The 21,512-nt window shown below is 73.3% G+C and carries 21 protein-coding genes and 2 pseudogenes; 13 read left to right on the top strand and 10 right to left on the bottom strand.

The window, feature by feature from the left end; all coding sequences use genetic code 11:
- A pseudogene (locus ABT116_RS25130) lies at positions 1-169 on the top strand (ornithine carbamoyltransferase); the annotation flags it as partial.
- A gap of 67 nt (positions 170-236) precedes the next feature.
- Here the strand turns inward: ABT116_RS25130 and ABT116_RS25125 are convergent.
- Positions 237-704 (bottom strand): ATP-binding protein, encoded by a 468-nt coding sequence (locus ABT116_RS25125; RefSeq protein ID WP_351637814.1) that lies wholly within the window; start codon positions 702-704, stop codon positions 237-239.
- A gap of 308 nt (positions 705-1,012) precedes the next feature.
- On the opposite strand from ABT116_RS25125, the gene ABT116_RS25120 reads away from it, so the two are divergent.
- The 4 genes from ABT116_RS25120 (at position 1,013) to ABT116_RS25105 (ending at position 6,487) form a co-directional block, all read left to right on the top strand.
- Complete coding sequence (locus ABT116_RS25120; protein WP_351637812.1) at positions 1,013-1,840, top strand: enoyl-CoA hydratase family protein; 828 nt, start codon at positions 1,013-1,015, stop codon at positions 1,838-1,840.
- Positions 1,825-4,200: a bifunctional salicylyl-CoA 5-hydroxylase/oxidoreductase gene (locus ABT116_RS25115; protein ID WP_351637811.1), complete on the top strand. Its 2,376-nt coding sequence runs from the start codon at positions 1,825-1,827 to the stop codon at positions 4,198-4,200. The genes ABT116_RS25120 and ABT116_RS25115 overlap by 16 nt, the downstream gene beginning before the upstream one ends.
- A gap of 10 nt (positions 4,201-4,210) precedes the next feature.
- Entirely contained in the window at positions 4,211-5,161 is a 951-nt protein-coding gene (locus tag ABT116_RS25110; RefSeq protein WP_351637809.1) for an RNA polymerase sigma-70 factor, read from the top strand.
- 114 nt (positions 5,162-5,275) lie between these two features.
- Positions 5,276-6,487 carry an NAD(P)/FAD-dependent oxidoreductase gene (locus tag ABT116_RS25105; RefSeq protein ID WP_351637807.1) on the top strand — a complete coding sequence of 404 codons (1,212 nt, stop codon included), beginning with the start codon at positions 5,276-5,278 and terminating at the stop codon, positions 6,485-6,487.
- A gap of 21 nt (positions 6,488-6,508) precedes the next feature.
- Here the strand turns inward: ABT116_RS25105 and ABT116_RS25100 are convergent, their stop codons facing one another.
- The 6 genes from ABT116_RS25100 to ABT116_RS25075 form a co-directional block, all read right to left on the bottom strand.
- Positions 6,509-7,591, bottom strand: a complete 1,083-nt coding sequence (locus ABT116_RS25100; RefSeq protein ID WP_351637805.1) for an ABC transporter ATP-binding protein — start codon at positions 7,589-7,591, stop codon at positions 6,509-6,511.
- Positions 7,588-8,439, bottom strand: a complete 852-nt coding sequence (gene modB / locus ABT116_RS25095) for a molybdate ABC transporter permease subunit (protein WP_351637804.1) — start codon at positions 8,437-8,439, stop codon at positions 7,588-7,590. The genes ABT116_RS25100 and modB overlap by 4 nt, the downstream gene beginning before the upstream one ends.
- Positions 8,436-9,251, bottom strand: coding sequence for a molybdate ABC transporter substrate-binding protein (gene modA, locus ABT116_RS25090; protein WP_351637802.1), 816 nt, complete (start codon positions 9,249-9,251; stop codon positions 8,436-8,438). The genes modB and modA overlap by 4 nt, the downstream gene beginning before the upstream one ends.
- Before the next feature lie 136 nt (positions 9,252-9,387).
- The gene (locus tag ABT116_RS25085; RefSeq protein ID WP_502983936.1) at positions 9,388-10,179 is read right to left on the bottom strand and encodes a YhjD/YihY/BrkB family envelope integrity protein; all 792 of its coding nucleotides are present in this window, start codon (positions 10,177-10,179) and stop codon (positions 9,388-9,390) included.
- Between the two features lie 153 nt (positions 10,180-10,332).
- On the bottom strand, positions 10,333-11,145 hold the full coding sequence (locus tag ABT116_RS25080) for a PaaX family transcriptional regulator (protein ID WP_351637801.1): 813 nt from the start codon (positions 11,143-11,145) through the stop codon (positions 10,333-10,335).
- A gap of 15 nt (positions 11,146-11,160) precedes the next feature.
- Positions 11,161-12,771 (bottom strand): AMP-binding protein, encoded by a 1,611-nt coding sequence (locus ABT116_RS25075; RefSeq protein WP_351637799.1) that lies wholly within the window; start codon positions 12,769-12,771, stop codon positions 11,161-11,163.
- 127 nt (positions 12,772-12,898) lie between these two features.
- On the opposite strand from ABT116_RS25075, the gene ABT116_RS25070 reads away from it, so the two are divergent.
- Together ABT116_RS25070 and ABT116_RS25065 are read left to right on the top strand one after the other, a co-directional pair.
- Positions 12,899-14,275: an acyl-CoA dehydrogenase family protein gene (locus ABT116_RS25070; RefSeq protein ID WP_351637797.1), complete on the top strand. Its 1,377-nt coding sequence runs from the start codon at positions 12,899-12,901 to the stop codon at positions 14,273-14,275.
- A complete protein-coding gene (locus ABT116_RS25065; protein WP_351637795.1) occupies positions 14,272-14,670 on the top strand; it encodes a RidA family protein in 399 nt (132 codons plus the stop codon). Before ABT116_RS25070 ends, ABT116_RS25065 begins: the two co-directional genes overlap by 4 nt.
- Positions 14,671-14,704: 34 nt before the next feature.
- Here ABT116_RS25065 and ABT116_RS25060 read toward each other — a convergent pair whose 3' ends face one another.
- Complete coding sequence (locus tag ABT116_RS25060) at positions 14,705-14,905, bottom strand: DUF5999 family protein (RefSeq protein WP_351637793.1); 201 nt, start codon at positions 14,903-14,905, stop codon at positions 14,705-14,707.
- A gap of 245 nt (positions 14,906-15,150) precedes the next feature.
- Here ABT116_RS25060 and ABT116_RS25055 point away from each other — a divergent pair, with 245 nt between their 5' ends.
- The 6 genes from ABT116_RS25055 to ABT116_RS25030 all read left to right on the top strand — a co-directional run bounded on the left by ABT116_RS25055 (position 15,151) and on the right by ABT116_RS25030 (position 20,801).
- Positions 15,151-15,603, top strand: a complete 453-nt coding sequence (locus ABT116_RS25055) for a DUF6299 family protein (RefSeq protein ID WP_351637791.1) — start codon at positions 15,151-15,153, stop codon at positions 15,601-15,603.
- A gap of 101 nt (positions 15,604-15,704) precedes the next feature.
- Positions 15,705-17,294: an ABC transporter substrate-binding protein gene (locus tag ABT116_RS25050; RefSeq protein ID WP_351637789.1), complete on the top strand. Its 1,590-nt coding sequence runs from the start codon at positions 15,705-15,707 to the stop codon at positions 17,292-17,294.
- Positions 17,295-17,314: 20 nt separating this feature from the next.
- A complete protein-coding gene (locus ABT116_RS25045; protein ID WP_351637787.1) occupies positions 17,315-18,283 on the top strand; it encodes an ABC transporter permease in 969 nt (322 codons plus the stop codon).
- Positions 18,273-19,172, top strand: a complete 900-nt coding sequence (locus ABT116_RS25040; protein WP_351637785.1) for an ABC transporter permease — start codon at positions 18,273-18,275, stop codon at positions 19,170-19,172. Before ABT116_RS25045 ends, ABT116_RS25040 begins: the two co-directional genes overlap by 11 nt.
- Positions 19,169-20,155: an ABC transporter ATP-binding protein gene (locus ABT116_RS25035; protein ID WP_502983935.1), complete on the top strand. Its 987-nt coding sequence runs from the start codon at positions 19,169-19,171 to the stop codon at positions 20,153-20,155. The genes ABT116_RS25040 and ABT116_RS25035 overlap by 4 nt, the downstream gene beginning before the upstream one ends.
- Positions 20,148-20,801, top strand: a complete 654-nt coding sequence (locus ABT116_RS25030) for an ABC transporter ATP-binding protein (RefSeq protein ID WP_351637783.1) — start codon at positions 20,148-20,150, stop codon at positions 20,799-20,801. Before ABT116_RS25035 ends, ABT116_RS25030 begins: the two co-directional genes overlap by 8 nt.
- A 31-nt stretch (positions 20,802-20,832) precedes the next feature.
- On the opposite strand, the gene ABT116_RS25025 is transcribed toward ABT116_RS25030, so the two are convergent.
- Complete coding sequence (locus ABT116_RS25025) at positions 20,833-21,132, bottom strand: hypothetical protein (RefSeq protein WP_351637781.1); 300 nt, start codon at positions 21,130-21,132, stop codon at positions 20,833-20,835.
- Between the two features lie 148 nt (positions 21,133-21,280).
- Positions 21,281-21,512, bottom strand: a pseudogene (locus ABT116_RS25020) (hypothetical protein); the annotation flags it as partial.

Raw genomic sequence — 21,512 nt, 5'->3', positions numbered from 1 at the left:
CTTCCACGACCTCGGCACCAGGGTCGGCCAGGAGATCCACGCGGCCCACGGCCTGGAGTACCTGGAGGTCTCCGACGAGGTCTTCGAGTCGGCCCACTCGGTCGTCTTCGACGAGGCGGAGAACCGGATGCACACCATCAAGGCGGTCATGGTGGCGACCCTGGCCTGAACAGGCCGTGCCGTGCGGCCGGCCCTCCGCGTCCGCTACGGCCGCCGGAGCCCCGGGCTCGCCCCGGTCACACCGTCCGGCGCCGCTGAGGCGGTACCGCGGACAGCCTGAACCAGACCGCCTTTCCCGACTCGGTCGGCCGGTGCCCGCAGGAGGAGCTCAGGGCGCGGATCAGCAGCAGCCCGCGCCCGTGCTCCTGCCAGGGGTCGGGCCGCCCGCCGGCCGGGCAGGTGAGGTCGCCGGGCGGAGCCGGGTCGGTGTCGTGCACCTCCACCCGGCAGCCCGACGGCATCAGCTCCACGACCAGCTCTATCGGCGTTTCGCCCGTGGTGTGCTCCACGGCGTTGGCCACCAGCTCCGCCGTCAGCAGCTCCGCGGTGTCGCAGTCCGCCCCGTGGTCCAGCTCGGTCAGCGCCGTACGGACCAGGGCACGGGCCACGGGCACCGCCGCTGCGGTGTGCGGCAGCGCGATGCGCCAGGAGGCGGGGGCTGAGGGGAGTTCGTACACGGCGGGTCCGTTCATGGAGCAGGACATCCTGCTTTCAACCTGATGAATGGTACGGCGCCGCTCTTCGGAGGCGTCCGAGGGGCACCGTCGGAGGCGCCCTTGCCCCCGTGCCGGACGGCTTACCCAGGTGAACGCGCCGCCGCGCACAGCTGCTCCCGCCGTTACGCCGGTGTGGACGATCTGTGACGGATGTAACCGGGCCAGGTCACGCCGGGCCCACACCGAAGTCCTACCCGTACGGTCTATCGCGCACTCATGACGACAGTCACGGATGGGTGATAGCTTCGAGGGGTAGAGCTCAGTGAGGCAGTGCCCGCCCGAGGAGGCCGCACGTCATGAGTCCCTTCACCGGCTCCGCCGCCCGCACCCCCGGCTGGGAGCATCTGCGCGTCGACGTCACCGACGGCGTCGCGACCGTCACCCTCGCCCGGCCCGAGAAACTCAACGCGCTCACCTTCGGCGCCTACGCCGACCTGCGCGACCTGCTCGCGGAGCTGTCCCGGGAGCGGTCCGTACGCGCCCTGGTGCTGGCCGGCGAGGGCCGCGGGTTCTGCTCCGGCGGCGACGTCGACGAGATCATCGGCGCGACGCTCGGCATGGACACCGCGCAGCTCCTGGACTTCAACCGGATGACCGGCCAGGTGGTCCGCGCGATCCGGGAGTGCCCGTTCCCGGTGATCGCCTCACTGCACGGCGTGGCGGCGGGCGCCGGAGCGGTCCTCGCCCTGGCCGCTGACTTCCGCGTCGCCGATCCCACCGCCCGCTTCGCGTTCCTCTTCACACGCGTCGGCCTCTCCGGCGGCGACATGGGCGCGGCCTACCTCCTGCCCCGGGTCGTCGGCCTGGGCCACGCGACCCGCCTGCTGATGCTGGGCGACCCGGTCCGCGCCCTGGAGGCCGAGCGCATCGGCCTGATCAGTGAACTGACCGAGGAAGGCCGGGCGGACGAGACGGCCCGGCAACTGGCCCACCGCCTGGCAGAGGGCCCGGCCCTGGCCTACGCCCAGACCAAGGCACTCCTGACGGCGGAGCTGGACATGCCCCTGGCGGCCTCGATCGAACTCGACGCCTCGACCCAGGCCCTCCTGATGACGGGGGAGGACTACGCCGAGTTCCACGCGGCGTTCACGGAAAAGCGCCCTCCCAAATGGAGCGGACGGTGATTGCGACCCCCTCAGGGGCGCGGGGAACTGCGCGACAAGCCCCCAAGCACCCGCACCCGCACACGGACGAGAACCACTCCCTGCGCGTAGGAATCATCGGCGGCGGCCCCGGCGGCCTCTACGCCGCCGCCCTCCTCAAACGCCTCGATCCCGAACGGCACATCACCGTCTGGGAACGCAACGCCCCGGATGACACCTTCGGCTTCGGCGTGGTCCTCTCCGACGAAACCCTCGGCGGCATAGAACACGCCGACCCGAAGGTCTACGAAGCCCTTCAGCAGCACTTCACCCGCTGGGACGACATCGACATCGTCCACCGCGGCAACCGCCACACCTCCGGAGGACACGGTTTCGCGGCCCTGGGCCGCAAGCGGCTGCTCGAGATCCTCCACACCCGCTGCCGCGACCTCGGCGTCGACCTCCGCTTCCGCACCGAGGCCCCCGAAGACCTGCCGCACACCCACGACCTGGTCATCGCCGCCGACGGCATCCACAGCACCACCCGCGAGACGCACGCGGACGTCTTCCGTCCCCGGGTGACGACCCACCGCTGCCGCTACATCTGGCTCGCCGCCGACTTCCCCTTCGACTCCTTCCGCTTCGAGATCGCCGAGACCGAACACGGCGTCATGCAGCTCCACGGCTACCCCTACGCCCCCGACGCCTCGACCGTGATCATCGAGATGCGCGAAGAGGTCTGGCACGCGGCCGGATTCGACGAGCTCGGCGAAGCGGAGTCGATCGAGCGCTGCGCCAAGATCTTCGCGGAGGCGCTCGGCGGCCGTCCCCTGAAGTCGAACAACTCCACCTGGACGACGTTCCGCACGGTGGTCAACGACCGCTGGTCCCACGGCAACGTCGTCCTCCTCGGGGACGCCGCCCACACCGCCCACTTCTCCATCGGCTCCGGCACCAAGCTCGCCGTCGAGGACGCGCTCGCCCTGGCCGCCTGTCTGGAGGAGCAGGGCTCGCTGCCCGAGGCCCTGGCCGCCTACGAGGCGGAGCGGCGCCCGGTCGTCGCCTCCACGCAGCGCGCGGCCCGGGCCAGCCTGGAGTGGTTCGAGAACCTCCCCCTGTACCTGGACCAGCCGCCCCGCCAGTTCGCCTTCAACCTCCTCACCCGCAGCCGTCGCGTCACGCACGACAATCTGCGGCTGCGCGATGCCCGCTTCACGCGGAAGGTGGAGCGCGAGTTCGGCTGCCCGCCCGGCACACCCCCGATGTTCACGCCGTTCCGGTTGCGCGGACTGACCCTGCGCAACCGGGTCGTCGTCTCGCCCATGGACATGTACTCGGCCGTCGACGGCGTCCCCGGCGACTTCCACCTCGTCCACCTGGGCGCCCGGGCGCTGGGCGGGGCCGGACTGGTGATGACGGAGATGGTGTGCGTCAGTGAGGAGGGCCGGATCACGCCCGGCTGCGCCGGTCTCTACACCGGCCGGCAGGCCGAGGCCTGGAAGCGGATCACGAACTTCGTGCACACTCAGGCGCCCGGCACCGCCATCGGCGTGCAGCTCGGCCACAGCGGCCGCAAGGGCTCCACGAAGCTGATGTGGGAGGGCATGGACGAGCCGCTGGAGGAGGGCAACTGGCCGCTCGTGGCCCCCTCGGCGCTTCCGTACAAGCCGTTCAGCCAGACGCCGCGGGAGCTGTCCCGCGCGCAACTGACCGACATCCGCGAGCAGTTCACGGCGTCCGCGGTCCGCGCCGCCCGGGCCGGGTTCGACCTGCTCGAACTGCACTGCGCGCACGGCTACCTGCTGTCGGGGTTCCTCTCCCCGCTGACCAACCGGCGCACCGACGCCTACGGCGGCTCCCTGGAGAAGCGGCTGCGTTTCCCGCTGGAGGTCTTCGACGCCGTACGGAACGTGTGGCCGGGGGAGCGGCCCATGACCGTCCGCGTCTCCGCCACCGACTGGGCCGAGGGCGGGACGAGTGCCGAGGACGCCGTCGAGATCGCCCGGGCCTTCGCCGCGCACGGCGCCGACGCGATCGACGTGTCGACGGGCCAGGTCGTGGCGGACGAGCGGCCGGAGTACGGGCGGTCGTACCAGACGCCGTTCGCGGACCGGATCCGCCACACCACCGGCATCCCGGTGATCGCGGTCGGCGCGATCTCCTCCTGGGACGACGTCAACTCCCTGATCCTCGCGGGCCGCACCGACCTCTGCGCCCTGGCCCGACCCCACCTCTACGACCCCCACTGGACCCTGCACGCGGCGGCCGAGCAGGGCTACACGGGCCCGGGCGCGCCTTGGCCTGCCCCGTACCGCGCGGGCAGCCGCCGCCCACAGACGGGCCGTCTGGACGCCCCCAAACCGCGACTGGATCTCGGAGGCGGCGACGCCCGGGGACGTTAGGATCCGTGGCATGCCCCTGACCCTGGACGACGTGGACCGGTTCGAAGCCGCCCGACCGCGCCTGGAGGCCGTGGCCTATCGGATGCTCGGGTCGGCGAGCGAGGCCGAGGACGCCGTGCAGGAGACGTTCCTGCGCTGGCAGGGCGCCGACACCGACCGCATCGAGGTCCCCGAGGCCTGGCTGACGAAGGTGCTCACCAACCTGTGCCTCAACCAGCTCACTTCGGCCCGCGCCCGCCGCGAGACGTACGTGGGGCAGTGGCTGCCCGAGCCGCTGCTCGCCGGGGACCGCATGCTCGGGCCCGCCGACACCGCCGAGCAGCGTGAATCGGTCTCGTACGCGGTGCTCGTCCTGCTGGAGCGGCTCTCCCCGAACGAGCGGGCGGTGTACGTGCTGCGCGAGGCGTTCGACTACCCGCACCGGGAGATCGCCGAGATCCTCGACATCACCGAGGCCTCCAGCCAGCAGATCTTCCACCGCGCGAAGAAGCGCGTCGCGGACGGCAGGGCCCGCACGCGCACCGAGATCGACGAGGCCGCCGCGCGGCGGATCATCGACGAGTTCCTCGCGGCCGCCTCCAGCGGCAGGACCGAGCCGCTCGTGCAGCTGCTGACCGGGGACGCCGTCGCGATCGGCGACGGCGGCGGGAAGGTCCCGGCCCGCGCCAGGGCGTTCGAGGGGGCCCTCGCGGTCGCCAAGTTCATGCGGGGGCTGTTCAAGCCCAGCGCGGCCAAGCGCGCCCTGGTCGGCGGCTCGCCCGACGTCTACGCCTGGACCGCCAACGGCGACCCCGCCCTCGTGGTGGTCGTCGACGGCCGGGTCGTCGGCGTCATGTGCCTGGAGGTCACCGCGGACGGCATCGCCGCGTTCCGCAACCAGGTCAACCCCGACAAGCTCGAACGCGCGACCCGGCTGTGGGCCGCCGGCGACCACGGAGAGCCCCTGCTCAGGGTCTTCTGACCCGATCGACCGTGATGTGACGTGGATCACATCAGGTTCCTGTCAGGGAACGGCGGGCCGCCCGGTTCAAGAGGCGAACCCGCTGAAGACAGCCGTCATGACAGGAGCCACGCCATGCAGCACCGCATCGTCGTCCTCGGAGCCGGCTACACCGGAGCCTCCGCCGCCGGGCGCCTCGCCAAGCGACTGCACCGCGAGGACGTCGCCATCACCCTCGTCAACGCCGAGGCCGACTTCGTCGAGCGCGTCCGGATGCACCAGCTCGCAGCCGGCCAGGACCTCGCGCCCCGGCCCTTCGACGAGATGTTCGAGGGCACCGGCGTCGCGCTGAAGCAGGGGAAGGTCACCGCCGTCGACGTGGACCGCAAGACCGTCACCGTCGCCGCCCCGGACAGCGCGGGGCAGCGGGCGGACGAGGTCCTGCGGTACGACACCCTCGTGTACGCCCTCGGCAGCGGCTGGAACGACCAGGGTGTGCCCGGTACCGCCGAGTACGCGCACGAGGTCGCCGGCCGCCCCGGAGCGCTCCGGCTGCGCGAGCGCCTGGCCGGCCTGGCCGCGGGAGAGTCCGTGGTCGTGGTCGGCGGCGGTCTCACCGGCCTGGAGGCCGTGACCGAGATCGCCGAGACCCGCCCGGACCTCGACGTCGCCCTCGCCGCTCGCGGCGGCCTCGGCGACTGGCTCTCGGCCAAGGGCAGCGGGCACCTGCGGAAGGTCTTCGACCGGCTGGGCATCACCGTCCACGAGCACACCGCCGTCACCGCCGTCGGGCCCGACCACGTCACCACCGCCGACGGCACGACCGTCCCGGCCGCGGTCACCGTGTGGACCACGGGCTTCGCCGTCCACCCGATCGCACAGGCCACCACGCTGGAGGTCTCCGGCACCGGCCAGATCGTGGTCGACCGGACCATGCGCTCGCTGTCGCACCCGGACGTGTACGCCGTCGGCGACGCGGCCCTGGCGATGGGCCCCGGAGACAAGCCCCTGCGGATGTCGTGCGCCTCGGGCGTCTTCACCGCCTGGCAGGCCGTCGACGCCATCGCGGCCCGGCTGACCGGCGGGAAGGTACCGACCGTGCCGGTGCGCTACTTCAACCAGTGCATCTCGCTGGGCCGCAAGGACGGCCTGATCCAGTTCGTCACCGCCGACGACCGTGCCGTCCGGTCGGCCCTGACCGGCCGGCTCGCCGCCTTCTACAAGGAGCTCGTCTGCAAGGGCGCGGCCTGGATGGTCGCCCACCCGATGGTCATGGCGGTCCGGCGCCGCCGCGTCGTCCGGGAGGCAGTCGTCCCGGAGGCCTCGCCGGTCAGGACGGCGGCCTGACCCGTGGGGACGCCGACCGCCTCACACCGGGTAGGCGTGGGTCTGTGTGGCCTTCACCGTCGCCCAGACCCCCGCACCCGGATGGAGGTCCAGCTCGGCCGCGGCGACGGTCGTGAGGTCGGCCGCGAGGGGCAGTTCACCGGTGAGGTCGGCCCGGATCTGGTCGCCGTGGGTCTCCAGACCGGCCACCTCGCAGCGCCACAGGTTGCGGGCGCTGGAGCCGGTGGGCCGCTCGCGGTGGAGGGTGACCGCGCTCGGCGCGAACGCCACGAAGACCGGGCCGGACAGTACCTCGGTGGTGGTGAGGGACGGGCCGTCGGCGAGCCGGACGGTGTGGCCGTCGGCCACGCCCCGGTAGAGGTTCAGGCCCACCAGCCGCGCGATGTAGTCCGTGCGGGGGTGGCGGGCGATGTCGGCCGGGGTGCCCTCCTGGACGACCCGGCCGTGCTCGACGACCACCAGCCGGTCGGCCAGCACCATCGCGTCGAGCGGATCGTGGGTGACGAGCACGGCCACCGCCTCGAACTCGGCCAGATGCCGCCGGAGCCCGGCGCGCACCTCCAGGCGGGTACGGGCGTCCAGGGCCGCCAGCGGCTCGTCGAGCAGCAGCAGCCGGGGCCGGGTCGCCAGGGCCCGGGCGAGGGCGACGCGCTGGGCCTGGCCGCCGGAGAGCCTGCGCGGCTTGGCACCGGTGTGCGCCGCGAGGCCCAGGCGGTCCAGCCACTCCGCGGCCTGCGCCCGGGCCTCCGCCTTGGTCGCGCCCTGGCAGCGGGGGCCGAAGGCCACGTTGTCGAGGGCCGTGAGGTGGGGGAAGAGCAGGTAGTCCTGGAAGACGACCCCGACGGGGCGGGCCTCCGGTGGCGTGCGGTCCAGCTCCGCGCCGTCCAGCCGCAGATGGCCGTCGGTGAGCGGGGTCAGGCCGGCCAGGGCCCGCAGCGCGGTGGTCTTGCCGGCGCCGTTCGGCCCGAGCAGGGCGACGACCTCGCCGGGCGCGACGGTCAGCGCCACGTCGAGGCGGAAGCCTCCGCGGTCCACGACGAGACGGGCGTCGAGCCCGTCCGCCGCGGTGCCGGCGTGCGTGTCCTGCGCGTGGGTCTTTGTCATCCGGCACGCATCCAACGGTCGCGCAACCCCGCCAGCACCGCGATCGACACGGCCAGCAGCACCAGGCTGAGGGCGATCGCGGCCTCCGGGTCGCTCTGCAGGGCCAGGTAGACGGCCAGGGGCATGGTCTGGGTACGGCCGGGGAAGTTGCCGGCGAAGGTGATCGTCGCGCCGAACTCGCCGAGCGCCCGGGCCCACGCCAGCACCGCGCCCGCCGCGATGCCCGGCGCGATCAGCGGCAGCGTGACCCGGCGGAACGCGGTGAAGCGGGACGCGCCCAGAGTGGTGGCGGCCTCCTCGTAGCGCGGGTCGGCGGCCCGCAGGGTGCCCTCGACGCTGATGACGAGGAACGGCATCGCCACGAACGCCTCCGCGATCACGACCCCGGCGGTGGTGAAGGGCAGCGTGATCCCGAACCACGAGTCGAGCCACTGCCCGACGATGCCGTTGCGGCCGAGCGCCATCAGCAGCGCCACACCGCCGACGACCGGGGGCAGGACGAGGGGCAGGGTGACGAGGGCGCGCACGAATCCGCGACCGGGGAAGTCGACGCGGGCCAGCAGCCAGGCCAGCGGCACGCCGACGACCAGGCTCACCGCGGTCGCCGCCGTGGCGCAGAGCAGGGACAGTCTGAGCGCCTGCCACACATCCGGGCTGGTCAGCTGCCCGGGCAGGCTCTGCCACGGCGTCCGCACGAGCAGGGCCACCAGCGGGACGATCAGGAAGGCCAGGCCGATCAGCGCGGGGATCAGCAGGGGCAGCGGGACGCCCGTGCGGACGCGCCGGCGCCGCGGACCGCCCCGGAGGGTGTCGGCCGCGGCGCGGGGCTGGTCGGTCGGGGACGTCACGGCTTGAGGAATCCGGCCCCGCTCAGGACCTTCTGGCCCTCGGCGGACCGTACCAGCGCGATGAACGCCTTGGCGGCCTCGGCGTTCGACGCGTCCTTGAGCAGGGCGATCGGGTAGTCGTTGACGGCGTCGGCGGATTCGGGGAACTCCACGCCCGCCACCTTGTCACCCGCCGCGCGCACATCCGTCCGGTAGACGACGGCGGCGTCGGCCTCCTTCAGCTCGACCTTGGTCAGCGCGGCCTTGACGTCCTGCTCGTAGGAGACGGGGGTGAGCTTCAGACGGCTCGCGTCGAGGGCCTTCCGGGCGGCCGCGCCGCACGGCACCTCCTTGTCGCAGAGCACGACCTTCAGGTCCGGCCCGGTGAGGTCCTCGAGGCTGGTGATCTTGTGCGGGTTGCCCGGCAGGGTGGCGATCTCCAGCCTGTTGCGGACGAAGGTCGCGGGCGCCCCCGAGGCGTCCCCGGCGCCCGTGACGATCTTCATCGTCTTGGGGCTGGCCGCGGCGAAGACGTCGGCCGGGGCGCCGCCCGTGATGCTCGCGGCGAGGGAGTCGCTGCCGCCGAAGCTGAAGGTGACCTTCGTGCCCGGGTGCTCCTTCTCGAACTGCTTGCCCAGCGTCGTGAAGCTCTCCTTCAGCGAGGCCGCGGCGAACACGGTCACCTCACCGGAGAGCTTGCCCGACCCTCGGGCGTCCGGCTTTGCCGAGGAATCCGAACCGGACGACGAGCAGGCACTCAGGGCCAGCAGGGCGGCGGCTCCCGCGGCGGCCACGTGGAGCGGGCGGCGGATCCGGCGCACGGTACGGGTCATCACGGGTCTTCTCCCTCTGGTGGGTATGCGCCGATGATAATGCCGCAGATGCGAGGGAAAAGCCCCCTGTCGATTCGCATGAGCCAGGACTGTGATCCGCTCGGGCGGCATGTGCGTTTCTACGGAAGGCGCCGGTCTATTCGGTGTGGTTCCGGCGTCCGTGGTGCTCCAGGGCCCAGCGGCCGAGGAGCGCGCCGCCGTAGACGACGTAGCCCACGCCGATGAGCCAGGACTCCACGACGAGGACGACGCCCATCGCTCCGTAGCTGATCGCGTTGGTGACGATGAGGGGGGTGAAGACGAAGTAGGAGAACAGACGCAGGCCGCCCAGCCCCAGCATGGTGGCCAGCGCCCCCGGGAGCAGATCGCGCCAGCGGACCTGCCCGCCCAGCAGGAAGCGCTGCCCCCACCAGAAGAACAGCACCCCGGACGCCGAGCTCAGCGCGATCCGCTCGGCTCCCGAGACGAGGCTGCGCGTCTGCACCTCCTGGTACAGGTACGCGGTCATCGCGATCATCCACACCGCCTGCCGCCAGATGCGGTGCCACGGCCCGGAGGGCAGGCCCCAGATCCGCTCGTAGCCGTTCTGCACACTCCCGCCGAAGGCGACACCGAAGACGGCGAGCGCCACCCCGCCCAGCACGCTCGTGGTGCCGATGACCTTGCGCGGCGGGCTGATGATGTCCGTGAGCAGTCGCGCGGACCGCCCGGACAGCCCCATGCCGTCGGCCAGCCACGAGGCGAAACCGCCCCGTCCCAGAGGGTCGGCGGCGGCGACCACGATCAGCAGCGGCGCCAGCGTGACCAGCGCGAGCGTGGCGAACCCCGTGGCCCGGTGCATCAGCTCCACGTCGCGGCCCTGCCGGACGAGGGTGTGCGCACCGGCCCGCCTCCACCCGCCGTGCACCGAGCGGCCCAGCCGCCTCACGGGAGCCGGTCCGCGCGGGCGCCCGCCCTGCCCGGTGGTGTGGTGACGGTCATGCCTCGGCCCGCCTCCCGCTCCGTGCTCCGTCCGCTCGCGGACATCGTTGACCATTCCGCGGCGGGGCAAACGCGGCAAACCGGGCGGCGCCCGCACGGGTCAGAGCCCCACGAACCCCGCCCCCGCGTCCCGCAGCCGCTCGTGCAGCCCCCGGAACACGGCCGACGAGCGGACCCCGGGCCAGTCGGCGGGAAGCAGCTCGGACGGCAGGCCCGGGTCGGTGTAGGGGAGGTGGCGCCAGGAGTCCAGCGCGAGGAGGTAGTCCCGGTAGGCCTCCTCGGCCGGGGTGTCCGCGCGCTTCTCCCAGTCGCGCAGCACGCGCGCGTGGCGGTCGAGGAACGCCTCGTGCTCCTTGGCGATGGCCGCCAGATCCCACCACCGGGCGACGGCCTCCGCGGTCGGGGCGAACCCGAGGTGGTCACCGCGGAAGAAGTCGACGTACCCGTCGAGCCGCAGCCGCTGGAGCGTGTGCCGGGTCTCCTCGTACAGCCGCGCGGGCGCGATCCACACCCCCGGAGCGGCCGTGCCGAAACCGAGCCCGGCCAGCCGGGAGCGCAGCACGTGCCGCTTCTGCCGCTCCGACTCCGGCACGGAGAACACCGCGAGCACCCAGCCCTCGTCCTCGGGCGGGGCCGAGGCGTAGATGCGGCGATCGCCGTCGTCGAGCAACTGGCGGGCGTCCGGGGACAGTTCGTAGCCGGCCGCGCCCTGGGCGGTGCGGGCCGGAACGAGCAGTCCGCGTCTCTTCAGCCGCGACACCGAGGAGCGTACGGACGGAGCGTCCACGCCGGCCGCGGCCAGCAGCCGGATCAGTTCGGCTACCGGCACGGGGCCCGGCACGAAGCGGCCGTACGCGCCGTAGAGCGTGACGATGAGAGACCGTGGTGCATGCTGGTCGGACACGTTGATCATCTTAGGTCGTACGGATCATTCCCGGTCGCGTTCCGGTACCCCCGGGGCGCGCAGTCTGAACCGCTGGAGCTTGCCGGTGGCCGTGCGCGGCAGCGCGTCCATGAAGACGATCTCCCGCGGGCACTTGTACGGCGCCAGCTCGCTCTTCACGAAGGCACGCAGCGCCTCGGCGTCGCGTTCCGCACCCTCCTTGAGGACGGCGAAGGCCAGCACGACCTGTCCGCGGGCCTCGTCGGGCCGGCCCACGACCGCCGCCTCGACCACGTCCGGGTGCCGCAGCAACGCGTCCTCCACCTCGGGACCGGCGATGTTGTACCCGGCCGAGATGATCATGTCGTCGGCGCGTGCGACGTAGCGGAAGTAGCCGTCGGGATCGCGGACGTAGGTGTCGCCGGTGACGTTCCAGCCGCCGCGTACGTAGTCCCGCTGCCGCGGGTCGGCGAGGTAGCGGCAGCCGACCGGGCCGCGCACGGCGAGCAGGCCCGGCTGCCCGTCGGGTACGGGTTCGCCGTCGGCGTCCTGCACGCGCGCGTGCCAGCCCGGCACGGGCACGCCCGTGGTCCCGGGCCGGATCCGGTCGTCGGCCGCGGAGATGAAGATGTGCAGCAGCTCGGTGGCGCCGATGCCGTTGATGACGCGCAGGCCCGTGCGCTCGTGCCAGGCCTGCCAGGTCGCCGCGGGGAGGTTCTCGCCGGCCGAGACGCAGCGGCGCAGGGAGGAGAGGTCGTGGCCGTCGAGTTCGTCGAGCATCGCGCGGTACGCCGTCGGGGCGGTGAACAGCACGGAGACCCGGTGCCGGGTGATGGCGGGCAGCAGCTGCCGGGGCCCGGCCTGTTCGAGCAGCAGCGCACTCGCCCCGGCCCGCAGCGGGAAGACCACCAGGCCGCCGAGGCCGAAGGTGAAGCCCAGTGGGGGGCTGCCCGTGAACACGTCGTCGGGGCCGGGCTTCAGCACGTGCCGCGAGAAGGTGTCGGCGATCGCCAGGACGTCCCGGTGGACGTGCATGCAGCCCTTGGGGCGGCCGGTGGTGCCGGAGGTGAAGGCGATCAGGGCCACGTCGTCGGCCGCCGTCGCCACGGCCGCGTACGGTGTGCCGGGCGCGGGGCGGTTCAGCAGGTCGTCCGGGGCGTCACCGCCGTAGGTCGTGATCCGCAGGCCCGGGATCTCGGCCTTGGCGAGGTCGTCGACGGCCCGGATGTCGCACAGGGCGTGCCGCACGCGGGCGATCTCGCACATCGTGCTCAGCTCGTGCGGGCGCTGCTGGGCGAGCACCGTCACCGCCACGGCCCCCGCCTTCAGCACCGCCAGCCAGCACGCCGCGAGCCACGGGGTGGTGGGGCCGCGCAGCAGCACCCGGTTGCCTGGGACGACACCGAGTTCGCCGGTGAGCAGATGGGCGACGCGGTCGACGCGGGCGCGCAGATCGCCGTACGTCCAGCGCTCGCCGGTGGCGGTGAGGAACGCCGGGCGGTCGCCTGGCGGGCCGTTCAGCAGTTCGGCGGCGCAGTTGAGCCGTTCGGGGTAGTGCAGCTCCGGCAAGTCGAAGCGGAGCTCGGGCCATTGGTCCGGGGGTGGGAGATGGTCCCGGGCGAAGGTGTCGACGTGGGCCGTGCCCCGTGGATTCATACGGTTCGCCCCCTTGGCGTGGTGGGCTCGCCCCTGGAGCGTATCGTGTTGGTGACGACAGTCAACGGTCCGCGATAGCCTCGGAGTGGCCCAGCCGGAACGCAGGGTGGCGGAGAAGGGACCGGCGATGACCGCATTCTCGCTCGAACCGGCACAACTCGCCTGGTGCGCCGAACTGCGCGCCCTGGCCGCGGAGCGGCTCCGCCCGCTGGCCGACAAGGGCGAACCGGGGCGGGTGAACCGCGCCCTGGTGGCGGAACTGGGCAGCCTCGGGCTGCTCGGACGCCTGTTCACCTCCGGCGCGCTCGACCTGTGCCTGATGCGCGAGTCCCTGGCCTACGCCTGCACCGAGGCCGAGACGGCCCTGGCCCTCCAGGGCCTCGGCGCCCATCCGGTCCACGCGTACGGCACGCGGGCCCAGCGCGACCACTGGCTCCCCCGGGTGACCGCCGGCACGGCGATCGCGGCCTTCGCGCTGAGCGAGCCCGGCGCGGGATCGGACGCGGCGGCACTGCGACTCCGGGCGGAGGCGGACACCGGCCTGCGGGGTGGCCGGTCGCCGGAGGCGGCGGCGCGGGCGCTGCGGGTGGAGGACACGGACGGGGACCTGCGGGGTGGCCGGTCGTCGGACGCGGCGGTGCAGGCGCTGCGGGCGGAGGCGGACGGCGGCCTGCGGGGTGGCCTTGCACCGGACGCGTCGGCGCGGGCGCTGCGGGCGGGGAAGCACGCCGTCTCGCAGGAGGGCCGCCCATCGGAGGGCACCGCCCTGACCGCTTCCCCCGACGGCACCGCCCGCTGGCGTCTCACCGGTGAGAAGTGCTGGATCTCCAACGCCCCCGAGGCCGACTTCTACACCGTCTTCGCCCGTACCACCCCGGGTGCCGGGGCCCGTGGCGTCACGGCCTTCCTCGTGCCCGCCGACCGCCCGGGCCTGACCGGCCGCGGTCTCGACATGCTCTCGCCGCACCCGATCGGCGCACTCGACTTCGACGCCGTGCCGGTGACGGCCGACGACGTGCTCGGCGAGGCCGACCGCGGCTTCCGGGTCGCCATGGGAACACTCAACCTGTTCCGGCCCAGCGTCGGGGCGTTCGCCATCGGCATGGCGCAGGCGGCCCTCGACGCGACCCTCACCCACACCGCCGGACGGGACGCCTTCGGGGGCAGGCTGAAGGACCTGCAAGCCGTCGCGCACCAGGTCGCCGAGATGGCCCTGCGCACGGAGGCGGCCCGGCTGATGGTCCACGCGGCGGCATCGGCGTACGACGCGGACGACCCGGACGTGCCCCGGCGCTCCGCCATGGCGAAACTGCTCGCCACCGAAACCGCGCAGTACGTCGTCGACGCGGCCGTCCAGCTGCACGGGGCCCGGGCCCTGCAACGCGGCCATCTGCTCGAACACCTCTACCGCGAGGTACGCGCCCCGCGCATCTACGAAGGGGCCAGCGAGGTGCAACGCGGCATCATCGCCAAGGAGTTGTACGCCCGTCAGGAGGCCCGGTGAGCACCGAGCGCGTCAACCCGCCCGAGCTGTCCCCGCCGGCCGGCTTCTCCCACGCCGTGGTGGCCTCCGGGTCGCGGGTGGTGTTCCTGGCCGGCCAGACCGCCCTCGACGCCGACGGCAAGGTGGCCGGCCGCACCCTGCCCGAGCAGTTCGAAAGGGCCCTCGCCAACCTGCTGACCGCCCTCACCGCCGCCGGCGGCACACCGTCCGACCTGGCCCGTGTCACCGTCTACGCCACGGATGTCGAGGCGTACCGCGCGCACGCCCCCGAACTCGGCCGCCTGTGGCGTGAGGCGGCCGGACGCGACTATCCCGCCATGGCGGTCGTCCAGGTCGTCCGGCTGTGGGACGCGGAGGCGATGGTGGAACTGGACGGCTTCGCGGTCCTGCCGTAGCGGGACCGTCGTGCCGCCGTGAAGCGGCCTCGGGTCAGGCCGCGACGGCCAGTACCTCCGCCGTCACCCGGTGGGGCTGCACCACGCGCCCGTCGGGGAGCAGTTCGCCGGTGTCGTCGAAGACGACCGTCCCGTCGCACAGCAGGCTCCAGCCCTGCTCGGGACGGGCCGCCACGATGTGCGCGGCGGGGGAGGGGGAGTCGGTCGCGGGGCACTGGGGCTGGTGGGCACACATGGCGCACCTCCACGTCGGTAGGGCCATCCGAAGGGTTCGTATGACTCGTACAGACAGACCATCCTCCCGACCCGGAGTCATCGGAACGGCCCGGCGGGAAGCGTGACACGCCCCGGACATTCCCGGGACGGTTCCACGACGGCCGGCGCGAACTCTCCACCGAAGGGTGAGGATGACGGGCGCCGGGCCCGTGGGACCGGTACGAGTGGAAGCCGCAACTCCATCCTTTTCGGGAGGTTTCCCTCATGCGTGTACGTCCCCTTCTCGGCGCGGCGGCCGGTGCCGCGCTGCTCCTGCTCACGGGCGCGGGCGCGGCGCCCGCCACCGCGTCCGCCCTCGCCCCCACCGCCTCCGTGACGGTCGACGCCGTGGGCCGGATCGCCGCCGACGGCACCGTCACCCTGTCCGGCACCTACCGCTGCGCCGGCTCCAGCGGCCCGGTCTTCGTCGGCTCCTCCGTGCAACAGGGCGTCTCCACGACCCGTTACGGCATCGGCGGTACCCGGGCCGTGTGCGACGGCGCCGAGCACCGCTGGGTGAACTCGGGCCGGACCGGATCCGGCGCGCTGGCGGCCGGGGCGGCCCACGTCGAGGCCACCGTGCTGGAGCTGCGCAGCTTCGGCATCATGCCGCTGCCCGTCTTCCATGCGGTCAAGAACCAGGACGTCACCCTGAACAAGGCCCCAGCGCGGCGGTGAACCGTGCGGCGGGCGTCCTGATTCCGGGACGCCCGCCGATCCTGTTAGATTGCGAAGTCTTTGCAACAACAGGATCAGCGCAACAAGGGGTGTGAGGTCACATGTCGACCCGTCGGATACGAGGGGCCGCCGTCACGGCGGCGTTGGCCGCGGCGGTCACCGCCTGCTCGGCCCCCGGTGGCGGCGACTCGGGCGACGGCAAGGCCGCGGGACCGGTCGTGCTCGGGGTGGCCTCCGAGCCCGACACCCTCAGCCCGCTGCTCGGCTACGGCAAGGACGGGAACTCCAAGATCTTCGACGGGCTGCTCGCCCGCGACGCCGACCTGGAGCTGAAGCCCGCGCTGGCGGCCGAACTGCCGAAGATCACCGAAGGTGGCCGGACGTACACCTACACCCTGCGCGACGGCGTCGAGTTCAGCGACGGGGAACCGCTGACCGCCGCCGACGTCGTCTACACGTACCGGACCGTCCTGGACGCGAAGACCAACAACACCTTCAAGAGCGAGCTGGACGCCGTCAAGGAGGTCAAGGCGAGCGGCGACGACCAGGTCGTCTTCACGCTCAAGTACCCCTACGCCCCCTTCGCCGCCCGCACCGTGCTGCCCATCGTCCCCGAGCACGTCGCGGGGAAGCAGGACCCCAACACCGGCTCCTTCAACACGAAGCCGGTCGGCACCGGGCCGTACGTCCTCAGCCGCTGGAGCAAGGGCGAGAAGCTCACCTTCAAGGCCAACCCCCGCTACTGGGGCGGCGAGCCGAAGGTGAAGACCTTCACCATGGCGGTCATCGGCGACGACAACGTGCGCGCCACCCGCCTGCGTTCCGGCGACCTCGACGGCGCGGTCCTCCCGCCCAACCTCGCCGCCACGTTCAAGAACGACGACGCCAAGCGCAGCTACGAGGCCCGGTCCTACGACTTCCGGGCCGTCACCCTCCCCACCGCGAACAAGGTCACCGGCGACCGCGCGATCCGCCGGGCCCTCGACGCCGCCGTGGACCGCGAGGCCATGGTCGACAAGATCCTCGACGGCGCGGGCCGCCCGGCCTACGGGCCGCTGCCCGTCGACGACCCGGCGTTTACCAAGGACATCGAGCGCACCAGGAACCTCGGCAAGGGCGGCAAGATCCTGGACGAGGCCGGCTGGAAGCCCGGCGAGGGCGGCATCCGCTCCAAGGACGGACAGCGGGCGTCCTTCACCCTGCTCTACCCCTCCGGCGACAAGGTCCGCCAGGACCACGCCCTCGCCTACGCCTCCGACGCCAAGAAGGCCGGCATCGAGGTCAAGGTGGAGAGCGCCACCTGGGAGGTCATCGAGCCCCGCATGAAGGACACGGCCGTCCTCGCGGGCTTCGGCAGCACCGGCGACCCCGACTTCGGCCTCTACACCCTGCTGCACTCCTCCCTCGCCGGCGACGGCTTCAACAACATGGCCCGCTACGACAACCCGGCCGTGGACCGCGCCCTCGACGACGGCCGCCGCAGCCAGGACCCGCAGACCCGCCGGGCCGCCTACGACAAGCTCCAGCGGGCCCTGGTGCAGGACCCCGGCTACACCTTCCTCACCCACATCGACCACCTCTACGTCCTGGCCGACCGCTGGGACGGACTGACCACCCAACTGGAGCCGCACGAGCACGGCTTCGCCAGCGGCCCCTGGTGGAACATCGAGGACTGGCAGCCGAAGAAGTGACCCGCCTCCCCTGGGGAGCGATGGCACGACTGGCGGGACGGCGGGCCCTGTTCGCCGTCCCCGTCCTGCTCGTCGTCACCTTCGGCGTCTTCGCCATCGCCGCCGCCTCCCCCTTCGACCCCGTCAAGGCCTACGCCGGCACCGCCGCGCTCGGCGCCGACCAGCAGACCCTGGACCGGCTGCGCGAGAACCTCGGCGTGGACCAGCCCTTCGCCGCCCGCTGGTGGCACTGGCTGACCTCCGCCCTCACCGGCGACCTCGGCCACTCCAGCGTCATGCGGCAGCCGGTCGCCCAGGTCATCGGCGAACGGCTCGTGTGGTCCGCGCTGCTCTGCGCCGTCGCCTTCGCCGTCGCCGTGCTGGTGGGCACGCTCCTCGGCGTGCTCGCCGCCCGACGTCCCGGCTCGTTCACCGACCGGACCGTCACCTCCGTCGCCTACACCCTGGAGGCGGCCCCGGTCTTCTGGATCGCGCTGCTCGTCATCTGGCTGTTCGCCCTCCAGTGGGACGTCCTGCCGGCGGGCGGTCTGACCGACACCGGCAGCGAACAGGTCACGCCCGGCCAGGTCACGAGCCACCTCGTGCTGCCCGCCGGTGTCCTCGCCGTGTCCCAACTGCCGTGGTTCACCCTGTACGTACGCCAGGGCGTCGGCGACGCCCTGGCGGAGGACCCCGTACGCGGCGCCCGCGCCCGCGGCCTGAGCGAACGCACCGTCCTGCTCGGCCACGCCCTGCGCTCCGGGCTCCTTCCGGTGCTCACGCTCATCGGCTCCCGCGTGCCCGAACTCATCACCGGTGCACTGCTGGTGGAGAGCGTCTTCAGCTGGCCGGGCATCGCCGCCGCCACCGTCGAGGCGGCCACCGCCGTCGACTTCCCGCTGCTCGCCGCCCTGACGACCCTGGCCACCGCCGCCGTTCTCGCCGGGAACCTGCTCGCAGACCTGCTCTACGGACTGTTCGACCCGAGGGTGAAACTCAGTGACATGTGACGCACCGGCGCCCGCCGGCGCCCCGGCCGAGCCGGCGTGGCGGTCGCACGGCCCGAGACGCTGCTCCACCCGCGCCCTGCGCGTGCGCACCTCCGCCGTGCTGGTGACCGCGACCGTCCTCGCCGTGCTGCTCGTGCCGCCGCTGGTCCAGCTCGACCAGCAGGCCGTCGACCTCGCCGCCAAGCTGCAACCGCCCTCCTGGGCGCACCCGTTCGGCACCGACGACGTCGGCCGCGACCTGCTGCTGCGCTGCGTCTACGGCCTGCGCGTCTCGCTGCTCGTCGGGGTGGCGGCGGCACTGACCGCGACCGTCGTCGGCACGGCCGTGGGCGCCGCCGCCGGGGCGCTGGGCGGCTGGGCCGACCGGGCCCTGATGCGGGTGGTCGACACGTTCTCGTCCGTGCCGCATCTGCTGCTCGGCATCTTCATCGTCGCGATGTTCCGCCCCGGGGTGTGGCCGGTGGTGATCTCGGTCGCGCTGACCCACTGGCTGTCCACGGCCCGGATCGTGCGCGCCGAGGTGCTGTCCCTGCGGTCGCGGCCGTACGTCGACGCGGCCGTCTCCGGCGGGGCGTCCCGGTGGCGGGTGACCGTACGGCACCTGCTGCCCGCCGTCCTTCCCCAGGCCGCGCTCGCCGCCGTGCTGATGGTGCCGCACGCCATGTGGCACGAGTCGGCCCTGTCCTTTCTCGGCCTCGGGCTGCCCACCCACACGGCGAGCCTCGGCACCCTGATCCAGAGCGCCCGCGGCTCCCTCCTCGCCGGCCAGTGGTGGCCGACCCTCTTCCCGGGCCTCTTCCTCATCGTCCCGACTCTCGCCCTCGCCGGTCTCGCCGGGGCCTGGCGGGAGCGGATCAACCCCCGACACCGATCGGAGCTGATGCTGTGAGCGCCGGCGTGGACCCCGTGGCCCCCGTGCTGTCCGTCCGGGGACTGTCCGTGCGGTTCCTCCTGCCCGGCGGGCGCCGCGTGGCCGCCGTCACCGACGCACGGTTCGACGTGACGCCCGGCGAGTGCCTGGCCCTGATCGGGGAGAGCGGCTGCGGCAAGTCCGTGCTGGCCTCCGCCCTGCTCGGGCTGCTCCCCGGCAACGCGCAGACCGCCGGCTCGGCCCTGCTCGGCGACCTGGACCTGCTCGCGGCCGACGAGCGGACCCTCGCCCGCACCGTACGCGGACGGCTCATCGGCCTCGTACCGCAGAGCCCGGCCGCGCACCTCACCCCGGTCCGCACCGTCCGATCCCAACTGGAGGAGACGGTCGCCGCGTTGACCGCGACCCGGGGCCGGGCCGCCCTGCGGGCCGCCGCCGAGGCCGCCGCCGAACGGGCCGCGTTCCCCGCCGACCACCTCGACCGCCACCCCCACCAGCTCTCCGGCGGCCTCGCACAACGCGCCGCCACCGCCCTCGCCCTGGTCGGCGACGCACCCCTGCTGCTCGCCGACGAACCGACCACCGGACTCGACCGCGACCTGGTGGACCGCACGGTCGACGAACTGCGGCGGCACGTGGACGACCCGGTCGTCGGCCGTCGACGAGCCCTGCTGATGATCACCCACGACCTGGCGGCCGCCGAGCGCATCGCCGACCGGGTCGCGGTCATGTACGCGGGGCGCATCGTCGAACTCGCCGACGCCACCGCCTTCTTCGGCCCGGCGGGGCCCCGCCACCCCTACAGCCGCGCCCTGCTCCAGGCCCTGCCCGACCGCGCCTTCACCCCGATCCCCGGCATGCCGCCCGAACTCGGCGACCTCCCGGCCGGCTGCGCCTTCGCCGCCCGCTGCGACCGGGCCACCGCCACCTGCGCCGCCCCGCCGCCCACCGGCACGGTCGCCTGCCACCACCCGCACGTGCCGGAGGACGTCCGTGCTTGAACTGCGCTCCATCACCGCCGGATACGCCGGGAACGCCCCGGTGGTCCGGGACGTCTCCCTGACCGTGGCACCGGGCGAGTCCGTCGGCCTGCTCGGCCCGAGCGGCTGCGGCAAGTCCACCCTCGCGCGGGTAGCGGCCCTGCTGCACCGCCCCGACTCCGGCACCCTCCTCCTCGACGGCGAGCCCGTACGGCGCTGGCGGCACCGCGCCCCACGCGCCCTGCGCACCGCATTCGGGGTCGTCTTCCAGCAGGCCAGGCTCTCCGCGGACCCCCGGCTGCCGCTCAGCGACCTGATCGCCGAGCCCCTGCGGGCCACCGGCCGCGGCAGGGAAGTCCCCAGCCGGGTCGCCGAGTTGGCCCCCGCCGTCGGCCTCACCCCCGACCTGCTCACCAGGCGGCCGCACGAGGTCAGCGACGGCCAGCTGCAACGCGCCTGCCTCGCCCGGGCCCTGGTGCTGCGCCCGCGCCTGCTGGTGTGCGACGAGATGACGGCGATGCTCGACGCCTCCACCGCCGCCGCTCTGGTCGCGGCCGTCGAGGACTACCGGGCCGCGACCGGCGCCGCCCTGCTGGCCGTCGGCCACGACCGCACCCTGCTGGAGCGCTGGTGCGACCGCACCGTCCACTGGGACGGCCTGGCCTGAGACCCCACCGGCCCGTGCTCGGCGGCCCTCGTCAGTGGTCGTCCCAGTGACCCTCGTGGGAGGCGTGGCGGTGTCCGTCGTGCACGTAGTCCGTGTGGTCGCCGTGCCGTACGGCCAGATGGCCGCAGGCGTCGCCGTGCTCGTGGTCGTGGTTGCGGTGCACCGTGTGGTCGGCGGTGGCGCACTCGTCGGCGTGACCCTCGTGCATCCGGTGGATGTGGCCGTCGTGGGCGTAGTCGGTGTGGTCGCCGTGGGTGAAGGCGAGATGGCCGCAGTCGTCGCCGTGGGTGTGCGCGTGGTTGTCGTGGGTGGAGTGCTCGGCGGTGGTCATGGGGGGCTCCTAGCAGGTGCGCGTGGCCGCTCGCGGCGCTTCCGCCGAGACCGGCATGGCGATGTCAACGTAAAGCGGTCTCCGCATGAAGTGTCGGAGTGCCCGCCCGCGGCCGCACCCGGTGTGGGGCGCGCGGGTGAACACGCGCCTAGCGCACCGCCACGACCACACAGCTGTCGCCGTACTGCCACACCGGCCCGGCCTTGTCGAAGCCGGCCTGCCGGAGCAGCTCCAGATGGTCGGCGAGCGGGAGCTCGGCGGGGCGGCCGGTGTCGGGCGCCGCGCGGCGGCGGCGCTCCGCGAGCAGATCGGCGTCGGCGCCCTGGAGGGGCCGCAGCTCGGTGACGTCCATGCCGCCCTCGGTGAGGGTGCCGGTCTTG

Origin of the sequence: Streptomyces sp. NPDC002130 (assembly GCF_040296465.1) — a bacterium.
Classification (GTDB): Bacteria; Actinomycetota; Actinomycetes; order Streptomycetales; family Streptomycetaceae; genus Streptomyces.
The sequence above is the reverse complement of the archived record's forward strand: the minus strand, read 5'-3'. Positions and strand labels throughout refer to the sequence as shown.